17 protein-coding genes are annotated in these 15,978 nt (G+C 67.5%); all 17 read right to left on the reverse strand.

Annotated elements, in window-relative coordinates:
- Positions 1 to 112 precede the first annotated feature (112 nt).
- Positions 113 to 2,248: a putative bifunctional diguanylate cyclase/phosphodiesterase gene (locus AC5P6E_RS04835; protein ID WP_109815256.1), complete on the reverse strand. Its 2,136-nt coding sequence runs from the start codon at positions 2,246 to 2,248 to the stop codon at positions 113 to 115.
- Positions 2,249 to 2,523: 275 nt separating this feature from the next.
- Positions 2,524 to 3,315, reverse strand: coding sequence for a flagellar biosynthetic protein FliR (fliR, locus tag AC5P6E_RS04840; protein ID WP_043395550.1), 792 nt, complete (start codon positions 3,313 to 3,315; stop codon positions 2,524 to 2,526).
- 13 nt (positions 3,316 to 3,328) lie between these two features.
- A complete protein-coding gene (locus AC5P6E_RS04845; protein WP_005413254.1) occupies positions 3,329 to 3,598 on the reverse strand; it encodes a flagellar biosynthetic protein FliQ in 270 nt (89 codons plus the stop codon).
- Between the two features lie 51 nt (positions 3,599 to 3,649).
- Positions 3,650 to 4,429, reverse strand: a complete 780-nt coding sequence (gene fliP, locus AC5P6E_RS04850; RefSeq protein ID WP_019338984.1) for a flagellar type III secretion system pore protein FliP — start codon at positions 4,427 to 4,429, stop codon at positions 3,650 to 3,652.
- A 1-nt stretch (position 4,430) separates the two neighbouring features.
- Complete coding sequence (fliO, locus tag AC5P6E_RS04855) at positions 4,431 to 4,829, reverse strand: flagellar biosynthetic protein FliO (protein WP_029550912.1); 399 nt, start codon at positions 4,827 to 4,829, stop codon at positions 4,431 to 4,433.
- Positions 4,830 to 4,846: 17 nt separating this feature from the next.
- A complete protein-coding gene (gene fliN / locus AC5P6E_RS04860; protein ID WP_005409543.1) occupies positions 4,847 to 5,182 on the reverse strand; it encodes a flagellar motor switch protein FliN in 336 nt (111 codons plus the stop codon).
- A complete protein-coding gene (gene fliM / locus AC5P6E_RS04865) occupies positions 5,179 to 6,183 on the reverse strand; it encodes a flagellar motor switch protein FliM (RefSeq protein ID WP_010482429.1) in 1,005 nt (334 codons plus the stop codon). The genes fliN and fliM overlap by 4 nt, the downstream gene beginning before the upstream one ends.
- 10 nt (positions 6,184 to 6,193) lie before the next feature.
- The gene (locus AC5P6E_RS04870) at positions 6,194 to 6,709 is read right to left on the reverse strand and encodes a flagellar basal body-associated FliL family protein (protein ID WP_019338982.1); all 516 of its coding nucleotides are present in this window, start codon (positions 6,707 to 6,709) and stop codon (positions 6,194 to 6,196) included.
- Positions 6,710 to 6,882: 173 nt separating this feature from the next.
- Positions 6,883 to 8,028, reverse strand: coding sequence for a flagellar hook-length control protein FliK (locus tag AC5P6E_RS04875; RefSeq protein ID WP_483698085.1), 1,146 nt, complete (start codon positions 8,026 to 8,028; stop codon positions 6,883 to 6,885).
- Positions 8,028 to 8,495, reverse strand: coding sequence for a flagellar export protein FliJ (fliJ, locus tag AC5P6E_RS04880; RefSeq protein WP_010485935.1), 468 nt, complete (start codon positions 8,493 to 8,495; stop codon positions 8,028 to 8,030). Before fliJ ends, AC5P6E_RS04875 begins: the two co-directional genes overlap by 1 nt.
- Positions 8,496 to 8,498: 3 nt before the next feature.
- The gene (locus AC5P6E_RS04885) at positions 8,499 to 9,884 is read right to left on the reverse strand and encodes a FliI/YscN family ATPase (RefSeq protein ID WP_010485933.1); all 1,386 of its coding nucleotides are present in this window, start codon (positions 9,882 to 9,884) and stop codon (positions 8,499 to 8,501) included.
- Positions 9,881 to 10,522 (reverse strand): FliH/SctL family protein, encoded by a 642-nt coding sequence (locus AC5P6E_RS04890; RefSeq protein WP_019338565.1) that lies wholly within the window; start codon positions 10,520 to 10,522, stop codon positions 9,881 to 9,883. The genes AC5P6E_RS04885 and AC5P6E_RS04890 overlap by 4 nt, the downstream gene beginning before the upstream one ends.
- The gene (gene fliG, locus AC5P6E_RS04895; protein WP_024958226.1) at positions 10,519 to 11,505 is read right to left on the reverse strand and encodes a flagellar motor switch protein FliG; all 987 of its coding nucleotides are present in this window, start codon (positions 11,503 to 11,505) and stop codon (positions 10,519 to 10,521) included. The genes AC5P6E_RS04890 and fliG overlap by 4 nt, the downstream gene beginning before the upstream one ends.
- A 7-nt stretch (positions 11,506 to 11,512) precedes the next feature.
- Positions 11,513 to 13,159: a flagellar basal-body MS-ring/collar protein FliF gene (gene fliF / locus AC5P6E_RS04900; protein ID WP_010485928.1), complete on the reverse strand. Its 1,647-nt coding sequence runs from the start codon at positions 13,157 to 13,159 to the stop codon at positions 11,513 to 11,515.
- Between the two features lie 13 nt (positions 13,160 to 13,172).
- Positions 13,173 to 13,538, reverse strand: coding sequence for a flagellar hook-basal body complex protein FliE (fliE, locus tag AC5P6E_RS04905; RefSeq protein ID WP_005409552.1), 366 nt, complete (start codon positions 13,536 to 13,538; stop codon positions 13,173 to 13,175).
- A 552-nt stretch (positions 13,539 to 14,090) separates the two neighbouring features.
- Positions 14,091 to 15,596, reverse strand: coding sequence for a sigma 54-interacting transcriptional regulator (locus tag AC5P6E_RS04910; protein WP_019336602.1), 1,506 nt, complete (start codon positions 15,594 to 15,596; stop codon positions 14,091 to 14,093).
- Positions 15,593 to 15,970 (reverse strand): response regulator, encoded by a 378-nt coding sequence (locus tag AC5P6E_RS04915; RefSeq protein WP_010485922.1) that lies wholly within the window; start codon positions 15,968 to 15,970, stop codon positions 15,593 to 15,595. Before AC5P6E_RS04915 ends, AC5P6E_RS04910 begins: the two co-directional genes overlap by 4 nt.
- Between the last annotated feature and the right edge of the window lie 8 nt (positions 15,971 to 15,978).

Here is a 15,978-nt window from a genome sequence, read left to right on the forward strand (position 1 = left end):
CTTGGATGACGGGCGCGCGGTCATCATACGGGAGCCGAGCGCAGGTTCGGCTCTACAGCGAAGCGCGGCACTTTGTAGAGCCGAGCCCACGCTCGGCTGCGTTTGGTCCAGGCTACAGGGGAGCGTTGTCGCTGGGCGGTGGGCTCTGCGCCAGTTCCACCCGCGGCCGCGGCAGGTCATGCAGCTGCATGAAGCGCGCCGCATCGACCGGGCGGCCGAGCAGGTAGCCCTGCAGGTAATCGCATCCCAGGCGCTCCAGGTAGGCGCGCTGGGCGGCGGTTTCCACGCCTTCGGCGACGATGTCCATGTCCAGCGCATGGCCCAGCGCCACGATGGCCGAGACAATCACCACATCCTCGGCGCTGTGCTCCAGATCGCGCACGAACGCGTGGTCGATCTTGATCTCGGTAGCCGGCAGCCGCTTCAGGTACAGCAGGCTGGAGTAGCCGGTGCCGAAGTCATCGATGGAGATGCCCACGCCCAGCGCCGAGAGCGCCTGCAGCAGGCGCAGGCTGGTATCGGTATCGCGCATCACCGTGCTTTCGGTGATCTCCAGCACCAGGTGGCGCGGGGCAATGTCGTAGCGTTCGATCACTTCACGCACATCCTGCAGCAGGTGCGGCGAACTGAACTGCACCGGCGACAGGTTCACCGACATCGACCAGCCTTCGTGACCGGCGTCATGCCAGCGGCGCAGCTGCAGGCAGGCCTGGTCCAGCGCCCAGCGCCCGATGTCGTTGATCGCGCCGCTGCGCTCGGCCAGCCGGATGAAGCGGTCCGGCGGGATCAGGCCATGCTCCGGATGGCGCCAGCGGATCAACGCTTCGGCACCGGCCACCTTCTGCGTGGCTACCTGGATCTTCGGTTGGTAGTGCAGGAACAGCTGCTCGCTGCCAATGGCCCGGCGCAGGTCGGCCAGCAGCCGGAACTGTTGTTCGGCGCTGTCATTCATCCAGTCGGCGAACAGCACGAAGGCGTTGCGTCCGGATTCCTTGGCCTGGTACATCGCTGCATCGGCGAAGGCCATCAGCTGCCGCTCGCTGGCGGCGTGGTCCGGGCAGATCGCCACGCCGATGCTGGCGGTCACCTGCAGTTCGTTGTCGGCCAGCAACGGCCCGCTGCCTACCGCCTGCAGGATGCGGCGGGCCAGGGTCGGAAGGTCCTCGTCGTGCTCGATGCGCACCACCAGAACGAATTCGTCCCCGCCCAGACGGGCCAGCATGTCGTGGGGGCGCAGCAGCTGGCGCGTACGTTCGGCCACCGCCACCAGCAGTGCATCACCGGCCTGATGGCCATAGGCATCGTTGACCTGCTTGAAGCCATCCAGGTCCATGAACATCACTGCGAATCGGCTGCCGCCCTGTTCGGCCTCGGCCAGTGCCTGCACGATCCGACGCTGCAGCAGCAGGCGGTTGGGCAGGCGGGTGAGCGGGTCGTGCAGTGCAGCCTGGGTCAGTTCCTGCTGTGCGTCGGTCAGCGAGGTGCTCAATAGGGAATTGCGCAGGCGCAGCAGCTGCGCCTCCACCCGCTGGTCCAGCCAGGACACCACCAGCACCACGGCCAGGATTGCGACGGTCAGTACCACCACCAGCATCGCCAGCCATTCGCTCTGCAGGCCATCGCCGACCGCCGCGCCACAGATGCTGCCTTCCGGAAAACGTGCGGCGGCCATGCCGGTGTAGTGCATGCCGACGATCGCCAGCCCGAGCAGGCCGGCCGCTGCCAGGCGGTCGCCGACACGGGTGCGCTGCGCACGCAGGCGGAACGCCACATACAGGGCCGTCCACGACGCAGCGACTGCCACCATCAGTGAAAACAGCAGCCAGCCCGGGTCATAGTCGATGCCCGGCTGCATGCGCATTGCGGCCATACCAACGTAATGCATGCCGGCGATGCCGGTACCCATCAACAGTGCGCCGCCAGCCAGGCGCGGATGCGGCAGGGTGCGCAGCGAGACCAGCCACAGTGCGAACACTGACGAGGCGATGGCCAGGGCCAGGGAGAGCAGGGTGATGGGCAGGTCGTAGCCGAGCGGAATGGGCAGGTCGAAAGCGAGCATGCCGATGAAATGCATCGACCAGATGCCCAGGCCCATGGCGAAGCCACCACCGAGGCGCCACCACCACGCCGCGCCCTTGCCGGGTGCGGTGACCGTGCGCCCGGCCATCGCCAGCGCGGTGTACGAAGCCATTACGGCAACCAGCAACGAGATCGCCACCAGCCACGGGTTGTACGTGCCTACCAGCATTCGTCAGTCTCCCGGACCTGCCTGTCGACGGAAACCACGGTGGGGCATGCATGAGGCAGGCCGACGCCGGGCGGCGGCCACGTGCGGCATCCCCCCGGTTGCCGCGCATTCACTCTAACGCGCGGACCCGGGGGAAGGGCAAGCAGTAAAACGTGAAATTGCGCCCCTGTAGAGCCGAGCCCATGCTCGGCTGCCGCTCCTGCCGAAGACAGCCGAGCATGGGCTCGGCTCTACAGAAACAAAGGCATGGCAAGCAGTAAAACGTGATGATCAGTTCAGTGTGTGACCGCGTCCGCAGCCTGGAAGGCGGCATCGAACAGGCGCTGTACCGGCGGACCCATTTCCCCGGCCAGCAACGCTAGCAGGAACAGGCCCAGCAGCAGCGAGACCGGCAGGCCCAGCTGGATCGGGTTCAGCGCCGGGGCGGCCCGGGCCAGCACGCCGAACGCCAGATTCACTGCCAGCATCGCCACGGTCAGCGGGATCGCCAGGGTCAATGCGCCGCGCAGTACGGTCAGCAGGAAGGTCGGGGCGATGCTGAAGAAGGCGTGCGGGTCGGGCAGCGGCGCGCCGATCGGCAGCGCCCGGTAGCTGTCCACCACCAGTGAGATCAGCGCCAGGTGCCCGTTGGCGGTGAAGAACAGCAGGCCGAACAGCAGATAGAACCACTGGCCGATCACGCCCGAGGTGCCGCCACGCAGTGGGTCACTCATCTGCGCGAAGGCCAGGCCGGTGCCCTGGGCAATCAGTTCGCCGGCCATCGCCCCGGCCTCGAACACCAGCCGTAGCAGGAAGCCGATGGACACGCCGATGGCCAGTTCGCGGGCGATGGTCAGGACCGTGGCGGCATCGAAGCCCGTCCAGTCCGGTACTGGCGGCAGCAGCGGCGCCAGCGCGATGGCCAGGGTCCCGGCAAGCACGACGCGCACCCGCGCGGGAACGGCACGGGTGCCGACCATCGGCATGGCCATGGCCACGGCACCGATGCGCAGCATGGTCCACAGCACGGTGCCGATCATGCCGAAGGCCTGCAGGCCGTCGGCTGCCATCTGGGTGGCGGCGTCCATCGAAGCGCGTGTCCTAGCCGATCAGGTGTGGAATGCGCTGGAACAGCAGCGTGGTGAACTCCACCAGGTGGCCGATCAGCAGGCTGCCCAGCGCGAACAGCACCGCGGTCAGCGCCGCCGCCTTGGCAACGAAGGCGATGGTCGGTTCGTTGAGCTGGGTCGCGGCCTGCACCACGCCCACCACCACGCCCACCACCAGCACGGTGAGCAGCAGCGGGCCAGCCACCCACAATACGGTGATCAGGCCGCCACGCAGTTCGGTCAAGGCAAGTTCGGGAGACATTCGGATTCCATCTGCTTATGTAGAGTCGAGCCAGGCTCGACTGCCTTTCGATCACGCCGGATTGAAGCTCGCCGCCAACGTACCCACGGTCAGCACCCAGCCATCCACCAGCACGAACAGCAGGATCTTGAACGGTGCCGACACCAGCATCGGCGACAGCATCATCATGCCCATCGACATCAGCACGCTGGCCACGACCAGGTCGATGATCACGAACGGGATGAAGATCAGGAATCCGATTTCGAAGGCGGTCTTCAGCTCGCTGGTGACGAACGAGGCGACCAGCACCGGGAACGGAATCGCATCGGGGCTGGCGTAGGTGCCGTGCCCGGCGATGCCGGCGAAGGTCATCAGGTCGGTCTCGCGGATCTGCGCCAGCATGAAGGCGCGCAGCGGCGAGGTGGTCAGCGTCCAGGCGGTCTGGAAGTCGATCTCGCCATTGAGATAGGGCGCCATGCCGGTGCTCCAGGCCTTGTCCCAGGTTGGCAGCATGATCATTGCGGTCAGGAACAGCGCCAGGCCCAGCAGCACCTGGTTGGACGGCGTCTGGCCGGTGCCCAGTGCCTGGCGCAGCAGGCCCAGCACGATGATGATGCGGGTGAACGAGGTCAGCACCAGCAGCATCGACGGGATCAGGGTGATCGCCGTCATCAGCAGCAGGGTCTGCAGCGGCAGGCTGACCGGCGCACCGCCGATCTTGCCGACGTTGATGTCCGGCAGCGGCGTGGTCGGGGCGCCCGGGGCGGCGAATGCCAGTGCTGGCAACAGGCACAGGGCAAGCATCAGCAGCCACGGTATCAGGGTGGCAAGACGGGTACGGGTGACACGCATGTCAGGGGTCCTTGCGCAGCCGCTGCTGCAGCAGCTGGGCGAAATTCGGCAGGTTCTTGAAGTCCGGCACGCGCACCGGTGCCGGCGGCGGCAGCGGTTCGGGCAGGGTATGCAGGGTGTTGATGCCGCCGGCGGTGACACCCAGCAGCAGTTGCTGACCATTGACCTCGACCACCACCACGCGTTCCTTGGCGCCGACACTGAGGCTGGCCACCAGCTTCATGCCTTCGGCCGGGCGGAAGCCGCTGCCGGGCATGCGCTTGAGCAGCCAGCCGAGGCCGACGACCAGGGCCAGCACGGCCAGCAGCGCCAGCACCGCACCGAACAGGCTCGGTGCGGCGGCCGCATGCTGGCCGACCTGCGGGCCAACCGGGGCGGCGGCCTTGCCGACCGCCAGCAGGGTGGAGGCCAGCAGGCTCAACGCAGTCTCCGGATCCGCTCACTCGGGCTGACCACATCGGTCAGGCGCACGCCGAAGCGGTCATTGATCACCACGACTTCGCCATGGGCGATCAGGGTGCCGTTGACGAACACATCCAGGGATTCGCCGGCACCACGTTCCAGTTCCACCACCGAGCCCTGGTTGAGCTGCAGCAGGTTGCGGATCGGCAGGCGGGCGCGACCGACTTCCAGCGACAGGGTCACCGGCACGTCCAGGATCACGTCCAGGTTCAGGTCAGGACCGTTCGCCTCATCGGCCTGCAGGCTGCTGAACTGGGCCGGGGTCGGTTCGAGGGCGTCGATATCGTTCATTGCGGGTCTTCCTGGATGACGGGTGCGCGCGGGCGGGTGCCCGGCGGATGGGTAGCGGTGATCTTCACGGCGTTCATGCCGTTGGCGATGCCGAACTCGCCGGTGAACACGGGAATGTTCTCCACGCACAGCGGCACCTGCGGGCTGAGTTCGATCGGCAGGATGTCGCCGACCTTCAGCTGGGTCAGGTCGCGCAGGGTCATGCGCTTGCTGGCCAGTACGCTGGACAGGGTCACCTCGGCGATGTTGAGCTGTTCGCGCAGGGTCTGGCCCCAGCTCTCGTCGCGGTCATTGCGGTCGCTCTGGATGCCGGCGTCGAGCAGCTCGCGGATCGGTTCCAGCATCGAGTACGGCAGTGTCACGTGGATGTCGCCGCCACCGCCGTCGAGCTCGACGTGCAGGCGGCACACCACCACGTACTCGCGCGGCGTCACGATGTTGGCGAAGTGCGGGTTGATTTCCGAGTTGATGTACTCGAAGTCGACATCCATCACCGGTGCCCAGGCTTCGCGAAGGTCGGCGAAGGTCTGCTTCAGCAGCAGGTGGATCACCCGCATTTCGGTGGCGGTGAACTCGCGGCCTTCGATGCGGGTGGGGTAGCGCCCGTCGCCGCCGAAGAAGTTGTCGACGATGGCGAACACCAGGGTCGGTTCGAACACGATCAGGCCGGTACCGCGCAGCGGCTTGAAGCGGATCAGGTTCAGGTTGGTCGGCACATACAGCGAGTGCATGTAGTCGTTGAACTTGATCAGCTCGATGCCGCGCACCGACAGTTCGGCCGAACGGCGGATCAGATTGAACAGGCCGATCCGCCACAGCCGCGCGAAGCGCTCGTGGACCATTTCCAGGGTCGGCATGCGACCACGGATGATGCGGTCCTGGCTGGCGAAGTCGTACGAACGCGCCTCGCCTGATGGCGGTTCCGGATCGGTCTCGACCGCACCACTGTCCACGCCGTGGAGCAGGGCATCAATCTCGTCCTGGGACAGCAGGTCATTCATCGGTGGGCCCTTACTGGGTCACGAAGCTGGTGAACAGCAGATCGTCGGCGCCGTTGCTGCCGGTCTCGGCCTTGAGCACTTTCTGCACTTCGGCCAGCGAAGCGGCCTGCAGCTTCTGCTTGCCGGCGACATCGGCGATCTGGTCCGGGCTGACCTGCGAGAACAGCATCAGCAGGCGTGCGCGGATGGCGGGGGCATGGGTCTTGATCGCTTCCAGCGCGGTCGGGTCACGCGTCATCAGCTGCACTTCCAGCTGCAGGTAGCGCGGGCCGTCGACCGGGCCGTTGAGGTTGACCACGAACGCGGGGTCCAGCGCGAAGTACTGCGCCGGTGCCGGAGTGCTGGCCTTCTTCGGGGCCTGCGCGGTCTTCTCTTCGTGCTTGGACTGGATGAAGAACCAGACGCCGCCACCGGCGGCAGCGGCGGCCAGTACGGCCACCAGTGCGGTGATCAGGATCGGACTACGCGGCTTGGCGGCCTTGTCCTTCTCGGCGGTCTTCTTGGTTTTGTCAGCGGCTGCGGCCACGGGGTGAAGCTCCTGAGGGTTGCTTCACCGGGATATGCAAGGGGTGTGCCGGAGCCGGGGCGGAGGGATGCGACGGAATTCCGTCGGATGCCTGTATCGGTAGCGCCGGGCCATGCCCGGCGGAGGGTTGGGGCTCCGCCGGGCATGGCCCGGCGCTACCCGCTCGCGCGGTGTCAGGCGTATGCGTCCAGCAACCCGCGCTGGCGGATCAACTGCGCGGACGACAGGCTGGCGTCGCCTGGCGACGGTTCTCCGTCACCTGCCATGCCGCCGCCACCGGACTGGCCCGACGCATTGCCGTCACCACCGGGGGCCTGGTGGCCGACATCGGCATGAGCCAGCTGGAAGCCCTGCTCGCCGAGAAGTTCGCGCAGGCGCGGCAGGCTGCTTTCCAGTGCCTGGCGTACATCTACGTGCGGGCTGCTGAAGCTGGCATGCACCTTGTCGCCGTTCAACTGCAGGCGCACGTCGACCGGGCCCATGTCGTCCGGACTCAGGCGGATGTGGGCATGGCCGATCTTCTGGTCGGCCAGCCAGCCCAGGCGCGCACCAATGGCCTGGTCGAAACCATCGTCGCCGAGCACCGGCTTCGGTGTCGGTTCGCCATTGAAGATGGCATTGCCCGTGGCCAGCGCGGCCTTCAGATCCTGCACAGCCGCGTTGCCCGGTGCATGCAGCAGCGGCGCCGTGGCGCGGTCGCCGATGAGGGTTGCGTCGCTGCCTTCACCGCGCTCGCCGCGCTTGCCGGGCAGCACCAGCTCAGGCAACGGCAGAGTGGTCGCCTGGTCGGCCCCATTGGGGCCGTCGCCTTCGGCGGTGGCCGTAGCGGTCGCCGCTGCTGTGGAGGGCAGGGCTGCTGCGACCGGCAGTGCAGCGGGCGAGGGCAGTGCGTTGCCGTCTGCATCGGTGGCCGTCGCCACTGCTGGCAGAGTGGCGGCAGGATCGGCAGGTGTCGGTACCGCCAGTACCAGTCCTGCCAGGCCGAGCGGCGGCCATGGGGCTTCCTCGGTCGTCGCCGAGGCGTCCTTTTCGGCAGCGGGCCTGGCTTGCACCGGGGGCACCGTCGCTGCGGTCTCTTCGGGTACGGCAGCGCTGTCCGGCCTGCGCTCGGCGCTGGACTGGCCATTGCTGTCGGATGCCGGCCCCTGTGCAGGCGACGTGGGCATGTTCGAGGGCCTGGAGGATCCATCGGCGCCCGGCGCACCCCCCTGCAGCAGCTGGCTGAAATCCTTGCTGCCCTCACCGCGTGGCGCGCGCGTTGCGCTGCTGCCGGAATTCTGTGGCTGCGCGTTGGCGCTGCTGGTCAATGGCGCGGGCATCACGAGCGGCCTCCCTGCTCGGCGCCGTCCTGGTCTTCGATCTGTACCAGGCGGGCGCGGCGGGCACCGATGTCATCCATCTCGCGCTGGTCGCGGCGGTCCGTCACCACCTTCTCCTGTGCGCGGTAGCTGGCGGCCAGTTGTTCCAGCACGGCCTTGTCACGGCTGGCCAGGATCAGCCGGGCGCGCTCGGCTTCCACCTTCTCGCGGTTGCCATTGACCGTGGCCTGCTGCTGTTCGACCGCACTGTCGAGGCGGTCGAGAAACGCGCGCCGGTTCAGCAGCTGCGCCGGGCTGGTCGCCGCCATCTGCGCATTCGCATACTCCTCGGCGTAGCGGCGCAGTTCGTCCAGTCGCGACAGATGGGTATCGAGCACGCGCTGGCGTTCGGCCAGATCGCGGGCCACCGCGTCCTCGTGTTCCTGGGCCCGCTTCAGCAGGGGATCGATGCGCTTGGACTGGTTCATGGCTTAACTCTCTTGTTCCACCAGGCGCTGCAGCGCCGCCTGGCTGTGCGGGAGATCTGCGGCCTTGGCAACGTCCTGGCCGAGGAACTCCATGATTTCCGGCCAGCGTTCCAGGGCTTCGTCGGTGGCCGCGTCGTTGCCGCGCTGGTAGGCACCGATGGCGATCAGGTCGCGGTTGGCCGAGTAGGCCGAGACCAGTCGCTTCAACTTGCGGATGCGCAGGCGCCACGGCTCGTCGGCGATTTCCGTGACCACACGGCTGACCGACGATTCGACGTCGATGGCCGGGTAAAGGCCGCTGTCGGCCACGCGCCGCGAGAGCAGGATGTGGCCGTCGAGGATCGCGCGCGCTGCATCGGCGATCGGATCCTGCGGATCATCGCCTTCGGTCAGCACCGTATAGAACGCGGTGATCGAGCCACGGCCCTTGGCGCCGTTGCCGGCGCGTTCGACCAGTGCCGGCAGCTTGGCGAACACCGACGGTGGGTAACCACGGGTGGTCGGCGGCTCGCCGACCGACAGGCCGATCTCGCGCTGCGCCTGGGCGAAGCGGGTCAGTGAGTCCATCAGCAGCAGCACGTTCAGGCCCTGGTCGCGGAACCATTCGGCGATGGCGGTGGCACGGTAGGCGCCGTGCAGGCGCGCCAGTGGCGGTCGGTCGGCGGGGCTGGCCACCACCACGGCGCGGCGCAGTCCTTCTTCGCCCAGCGTGGTCTCGACGAAATCGCGGACTTCGCGGCCACGTTCACCGATCAGGCCGACCACGATCACGTCGGCGGCGGTGTAGCGGGTCATCATGCCCAGCAGCGTCGACTTACCGACGCCAGAACCAGCGAACAGGCCGACACGCTGGCCGCGGCCGATCGGCAGCAGCGCGTTGATCGCACGCACGCCCACGTCCAGCGGCTGGGTGATCGGTTCACGTGCCAGCGGATTGATCGACACGCCGGCCATGCCGACATGGCCCTCGGCGCGGATCGGGCCCTTGCCGTCCAGCGGCACGCCGTCGCTGTCGATGACGCGGCCGAGCAGGCCTTCGCCCACTTCAACGCCGCCACGGCGTGCGGACGGCACCACCCGCGCATTGGGCAGCAGGCCGTGCAGTTCCGCGCTCGGCATCAGGTAAGTGCGCTCGCCGGCGAAGCCGACCACTTCGGCATCGACCCAGCCACCATCGACCACTTCCACCTTGCAGCTGGCACCCAGCGGCGCTTCGCAGCCGACCGCTTCCAGGGTCAGTCCGACCGCGCGGCGCAGCACGCCTTCGCGGATCAGGCCACGGCCATGGGCGGTATCCACGCGCAGGCCATCGAGCCGACGGGCCAGGCGCAGGTTGCGGGCGATGGCCCAGTCGGCCGGTGGCGGCGTCGGCTGCGGATCGGGGGTCATGCATTGGCTCCGGTCTGGCGGATCACCGCGTCCAGCGCGCCGCGCAGGCGGGCTTCCAGGGTGCCGTCGATGCGCACGGCTTCGGCGTGCACGCGAAGATCGCCGCGGCTGAGGCTGGTGTCTGGCACCAGGCGCTGTTGTGGCGGCAGGCTCAACAGCGGGGCGAGGGCGGCGATGTCGTCAGGGTGCAGTCGCACTTCGACCTCGCGGGTGCTGCCGCCCACCGCGTCGATCGCCTCACCGACCAGCTGTGCCAGCAGTGCCGGGTCAGCTTCGTAGGCGCGGCCGACCAGCGCGCCAGCGATGCGTACCGCCAGTTCGCCCAGTGCGCCGACCACTTCGTTCTCCAGCCGCACCAGCGGTCGGCTGAAGTTGTCGAGGATGCCTTCGATCTGCGCGGCGAGGCGACGCACCTCCGCCTGACCCTGGCCGTAACCTTCGTTATGGCCGTGTTGGAAGCCTTCCTTCTCGGCGCTGTCCTGGATGGCCTGGATTTCCTCCAGGGTCGGCAGCTGCAGCGGTGGCTCGGGTTCGTGTTCCGGGTCCGGCTCGGTGAGTTCGAACGCATCCTCCTGATCCAGCACCGGGTCGGGCTGGGCCAGCAGGTCCGGGGCAAGCCAGCGCACGACGTTGCTCACAGCATGGCCTCCGCGCTGCCACCAATGGTGACGGTGCCTTCATCGGCCATGCGCTTGACGATGGCCAGGATCTCGCGCTGCGCGCCTTCCACGTCGGACAGGCGCACCGGGCCACGGGCTTCCATGTCTTCCAGCAGGATCTCGGCCGCGCGCTGCGACATGTTGCGGGTGATCTTGTCGCGCACCTTGATGTCGGCACCGCGCAGGGCCAGGCCCAGGCGCTCGCCGCTCACTTCGCGCAGCACCAGCTGCATCTCGCGGTCGTCCAGGTCCACCAGGTCGTCGAACACGAACATCAGGTCCTGGATGCGGTTGCTCAACGGCGCATCGATGCGGGCGATTTCGCCCAGGATCGCCTGGTCCTGGCCGCTGTCCATGAAGTTCAGGATGTTGGCCGCGCACTGCACGCCGCCGATGTTGGACGACTTCAGGTTCTGGTTGCCGGCGAACTGGCGCTCCATGATCTCGTTGAGTTCATTGAGTGCGTTCGGCGGAATGCCGTCGAGCGTGGCGATGCGCAGCAGCACGTCCACGCGGGTGCGGTCCGGCAGCAGCTTCAGCGCGTCGGCGGCCTGGTCGGTTTCCAGGTGCGCCATCACGATAGCGATGATCTGCGGGTGCTCGTTGCGCACCAGATCGGCCACCGCGCGCGGGTCCATCCACTTCAGGGCGTCCAGGCCGGTGGTGTTGCGGCCGAGCAGGATGCGGTCGATCAGGTTGCCGGCCTTCTCGCTGCCCAGCGCCTGCACCAGCATGTTGCGGATGTAGTCGTCCGAGCCCACGCCCAGCGAGGTCTTCGAGCCCAGTTCCTGGCCGAACTGGTCCATCACCCGTTCCACCTGTTCGCGGGTGATATCGGTCATGGTGGCCATGGCGATGCCGATCTTCTGCACCTCCTTGGGTTCCATGTGGCGCAGCACTTCGGCTGCATCCAGCTCACCCAGGGACAGCAGCAGCACGGCCGCGCGCTGCACGCCGGTCAGTTGTGCCTCAGTCATTGGCCACCCAGCCCTTGACCACCTGGGCCACGCGCTTGGAGTCGGTCTTCACGGCTTCACGCGCCATCCGCAGTCGTTCCTCATATGAATCCACCGGCAGGGCCAGTGCATCCGGCCCGCCCAGGCTGGCCCGGTCGGCGCCCAGCGCCGGCAGCGGCATGCCATCGTCATCGACCAGCTGCACGTCCGCGGTGTGCGGTTCCAGTGCCTGTTCGTCGTTCTTCCTGTTCTGGCCGGTGATCGCACGCAATGCCGGGCGCAGCACGCCGAACAGCAATGCCAGCACCACCACGGCGCCCAGCAGCATGCGGCCGGCATCGTGCACCCACGGCAGCTCCCACCAGGCCGGGCCTTCGACCGGCGTGGTATCACGCACGAACGGAGCGTTCATCACCGACACGGTATCGCCACGCTCGGCATTGAAACCGACGGCCTGCTTGACCAGTGCCTCGACGCGGGTCAGTTCGGCGGCCGACAGCGGCTGGGGGCTGACCTTGCCGTTGGCGCCGGCGCGCGGCACGTTGTCCACCAGGACCGCCACCGAGACGCGCTTGATGCGGCCCGCCGGCTGACGGGTGTGCTGCAGGGTGCGGTCCAGCTCGTAGTTGCGGGTCGCGTTCTTGCTGCTTTCGGTCGGCGCCTGCGCGGTGGCCGGCGCGGCCTGCTGGCCCGGCGGGCTGTTGCTGGTCGCGCCCGGCACGCCTTGCGGGCCCGGGGTGCTGGTGGTGTTCTCGCTCATCTGCTCGCTGCGCAGCTTCTGCGGTTCACCGTTGTAGAGCTCACGGGCTTCCTCGGTTACCGAGAAATCCATGTCCACGCTCACTTCCGGGTTGACGCGGCCGGGGCCGGTCATCGGTTCCAGCAGCTCGCGGATGCGCTGGTTGAACGAGGTTTCCTGGCGGCGCACCTGTTCGAACTGGGCAGCGTTGACCGCCGCCTCACTGTTCGGGTCGCTGACGCTGAGCATGCGCCCGCTCTGGTCGACCACGGTCACCCGTTCCGGGGCGAGATCCGGGATGCTGGCCGCGACCATGTGCACGATGGCGTCCACCTGGCTGCGTTCCAGCTGCTGGCCGCCACGCAGTTCCAGGGTCACCGAGGCGCTGGCCACGTCACGCTGGCGGGTGAAGGCGCTGGGCTTGGGAATGGCCAGGTGCACGCGCGAATCGCGCACCGGGCGCAGCGTGTTGATGGTGCGCGACAGCTCGGTTTCCAGCGCATGCTGGTAGCGCGCGCTTTCGACGAACTGGCTGACGCCGAAGCCCGGGTCGCGCTCCATCAGCTCGAAGCCGAGCTTGCCGCTGTCGGTCAGGCCGGAGCCGGCCAGCTTCAGGCGCGCGTCGTGCAGGTTCTTTTCCGGCACGGTGATGCCACCGGTGGCCGGGTCGAGCGCGAACGGAATCTGCGCGGCGCGCAGCAGGTCGGTCGCTTCAGCGGTCGCCTTCTGGTCCAGGCCGGTGTACAGCGGGACCATGCCCGGCTTCTGCGACCAGAAGAACACGGACAGGCCTGCCGCCACCGCCACCGCGATCATCGCCATCAGGCCCAGCCGACGGGTGATCTGCAGACTCTGCAGGCGGTCGAACCATTGCCCGGCCTTTTCGGCGTTCAGGCTGTCCTTGGAGAGCGTCAGTGCCATGCGTCTCTATTCCTTACAGCGGCATGTTCATCACGTCCTGGTAAGCCTGGACGAGACGGTTGCGGACTTCCACGGTGGCGCGGAAGGCGATCTGGGACTGCTGCGAGGCGACCATCACCTTGGCGAGGTCGGCGCTGGGGTCGCCCATTTCGAAGGCTTTGGCGAGGGCGCCGGATTTCTGTTGCGCATCGTTGACGCCGGCAATCGCACCACGCAGGGTTTCGGTGAAGCTGGCCGGCTGGGCCTGCGGTGCGTCCAGCACCGTGCCCGGCAGGGCGTTGCTGCGCGGCGTTTCGCCCAGCGGGTTGAGCGCCGGCTGTCCCATCTGGGTCTGATAGGAGCGGATCTGCGAAAGGATCGAAGTGACGGAGTGGGACATCTGCAACGGTTCCAGAAACAGGGATGGGGTTGTCTGCTGGAGCCAGTGCAAGTGCCGTGCCGAAACCGGTTTTCGATTCAGTGAAGTGAGGAGGTTGGGTGTGCTGGCAGGGCTGCGCCCTGCACCCGCCGAAGCAACGTCAACGTCAACGTCAAAGGCGGGGCATCTGTGGGTTGGCGGGGTGGGTCCGGTTGCGGGGGACGCCGTAAACCCGTCCTTGGGGGCTTGGCCGCGGCATCCATGCCGCGGACACCCCCGCAACCAGACCCACCCCGCCTCCGACAGTTGGCCGCTGCTGTTGGTCGGCATGCTGCTCCTGGTGGGTGTCGACCTTGGTCGACACGCTTGATCCACGGCATGGATAGATAGATGGCGCGATTCTGGGCCGTGACGCGCCATTTAACCGGCGTCGGTTTTCTGGCCTACGGCTGCGGTGTCCAGCGGCCGGCGTTCCGGCGCTGTAGATGCGCAGGGCTCCGACCCCGGGTTCTGGAAACACGAACGCCCGGGCAAGCCCAGGCGTTCGTGCCCCCTTCATGCTGGTAGCGCGCTTCAGCCGGCCAGTTCGGCCTGCTCGCGTTCGATACCGTACTTGCGCAGCTTTTCCACCAGGGTGGTGCGGCGCAGGCCGAGCAGCTGGGCGGCGTGGGCGACCACGCCCTGGGTGCGTTCCAGTGCTTCGTTGATCAGGCCCAGTTCGATGTTGGCCATGTGGTTGCGCAGGTCCATGCCTTCGTCGGGCAGGGCGGCCGGTGCCGCCGGGCGATTGACGGCGATGCCGTGCTCCAGCGCCGGCTGGTTGCCGCTGCCGGGGGTGTGGAACGAGAAGCTGCGCAGGTCCAGGCGTTCTTCGTTGGCAACCGTAGCTGCCGGTGCCGGTGCAGCCACCGCTGCCAGTGCGGCATCGCCACGGTAGCGGGCCGGCAGGTCCTGCACGCGTACTGAACCGCCCGGATGCAGCACCGCCAGGCGCTCGACCAGGTTGGTCAGCTCGCGCACGTTGCCCGGCCATTCGTAGCTGGACAGCGCCTGCAGCGCTTCGGGAGTGAAGCGCACTTCGCCACGGCCGGTGCGGGCCAGCTGCGCGGCGATGGTTTCCACCAGCGCCGGCAGGTCCTCACGGCGCTCGCGCAACGCGGGCACTTCGATCGGGAACACGTTGAGGCGGTAGAACAGATCCTCGCGGAACTTGCCCTCGGCGATGCGGGTCTCCAGGTCGCGGTGGGTCGCGGCCACGACGCGCACGTTGCAGCGGATGGTCTGGTTGCCGCCGACGCGCTCGAAGCTGCGTTCCTGCAGCACGCGCAGCAGCTTTACCTGCATCGGCAGGCTCATGTCGCCGATTTCGTCGAGCAGCAGGGTGCCGCCCTCGGCCATTTCGAAACGCCCCTTGCGGGCGGTCAGTGCGCCGGTGAACGCACCCTTTTCGTGGCCGAACAGTTCGCTTTCCAGCAGGTCCGGCGGAATGGCGCCGCAGTTGATCGCCACGAATGGGCCATCACGGCGCGGCGAGCGCTGGTGGATCGCACGCGACACGACTTCCTTGCCGGTACCGGATTCGCCCAGCACCAGTACGGTGGTATCGAACGCGGCGACCTGCTCGATCATGGTGCGCAACGCAGTCACCGCCGGGCCGTTGCCGGTCGGGCCTTGCTCCTGCGCGGCGCCGGCCTGGTGCTCGGCGTCCAGGCGCTTGAGGCTGGCGCGTCGCAGCAGGGCTTCCATCTGCGCATGGCGCAGCGGCGTTTCCAGTGGCCAGATGTTGGCTTCGTGCAGGCCGTGCTGGCGGGCAAACGTTACCCCGTCACCATCGGCCAGCAGCACCGGCGGTGGCAGGCTGCTGCCGCCCAGCCAGTTGTAGAGTGCGGTGCTGGCGGCGTTGTCGTCCAGGCTGCCGACGATCACGGCCATCCAGTCGTTCTGGCGCTGGCGACCCAGGTCGAAGTCGGCCGCGTCGGACACCCAGCGCGGGTTGAAGTCCATGAATTCCAGCAGGGCAACGGTGCGCTCTGCGCGCACGGCGTCGTTGTCCAGCACCAGGATGCGCGATTCGCTCACGATCGATCCTCCCTGAGGCCTTCCAGGATCGGCATGACTTCCTGGATGTAGGACAGCTTGCTGACGAAATTGTCGGCGCCAGCGCGCAGCGCGTGTTCGCGGTGCTCGGCGTCGTCGAAGTGGCTGGCGATCACGATGTACGGTGCATCGTCCTGCGACTTGATCAGGCGGGTGGCCTGCAGGCCACCCATCTCCGGCATGGCCAGATCCATCAATACGACCTGCGGGCGCAGCGTTTCCGAACGCTCGATCGCTTCCAGGCCGTTGCCGGCACTGCCGACGATCTGCAGCCAGTCGATCTTGCGGAAATGGCGCATCGCCGCATTGATGAAGCCCTCGTGGTCATCGACCAACAGGACCGTGAGCTTGTTCATGTCCAACA

Source organism: Stenotrophomonas sp. YJH_SMC_16 (assembly GCF_059367875.1).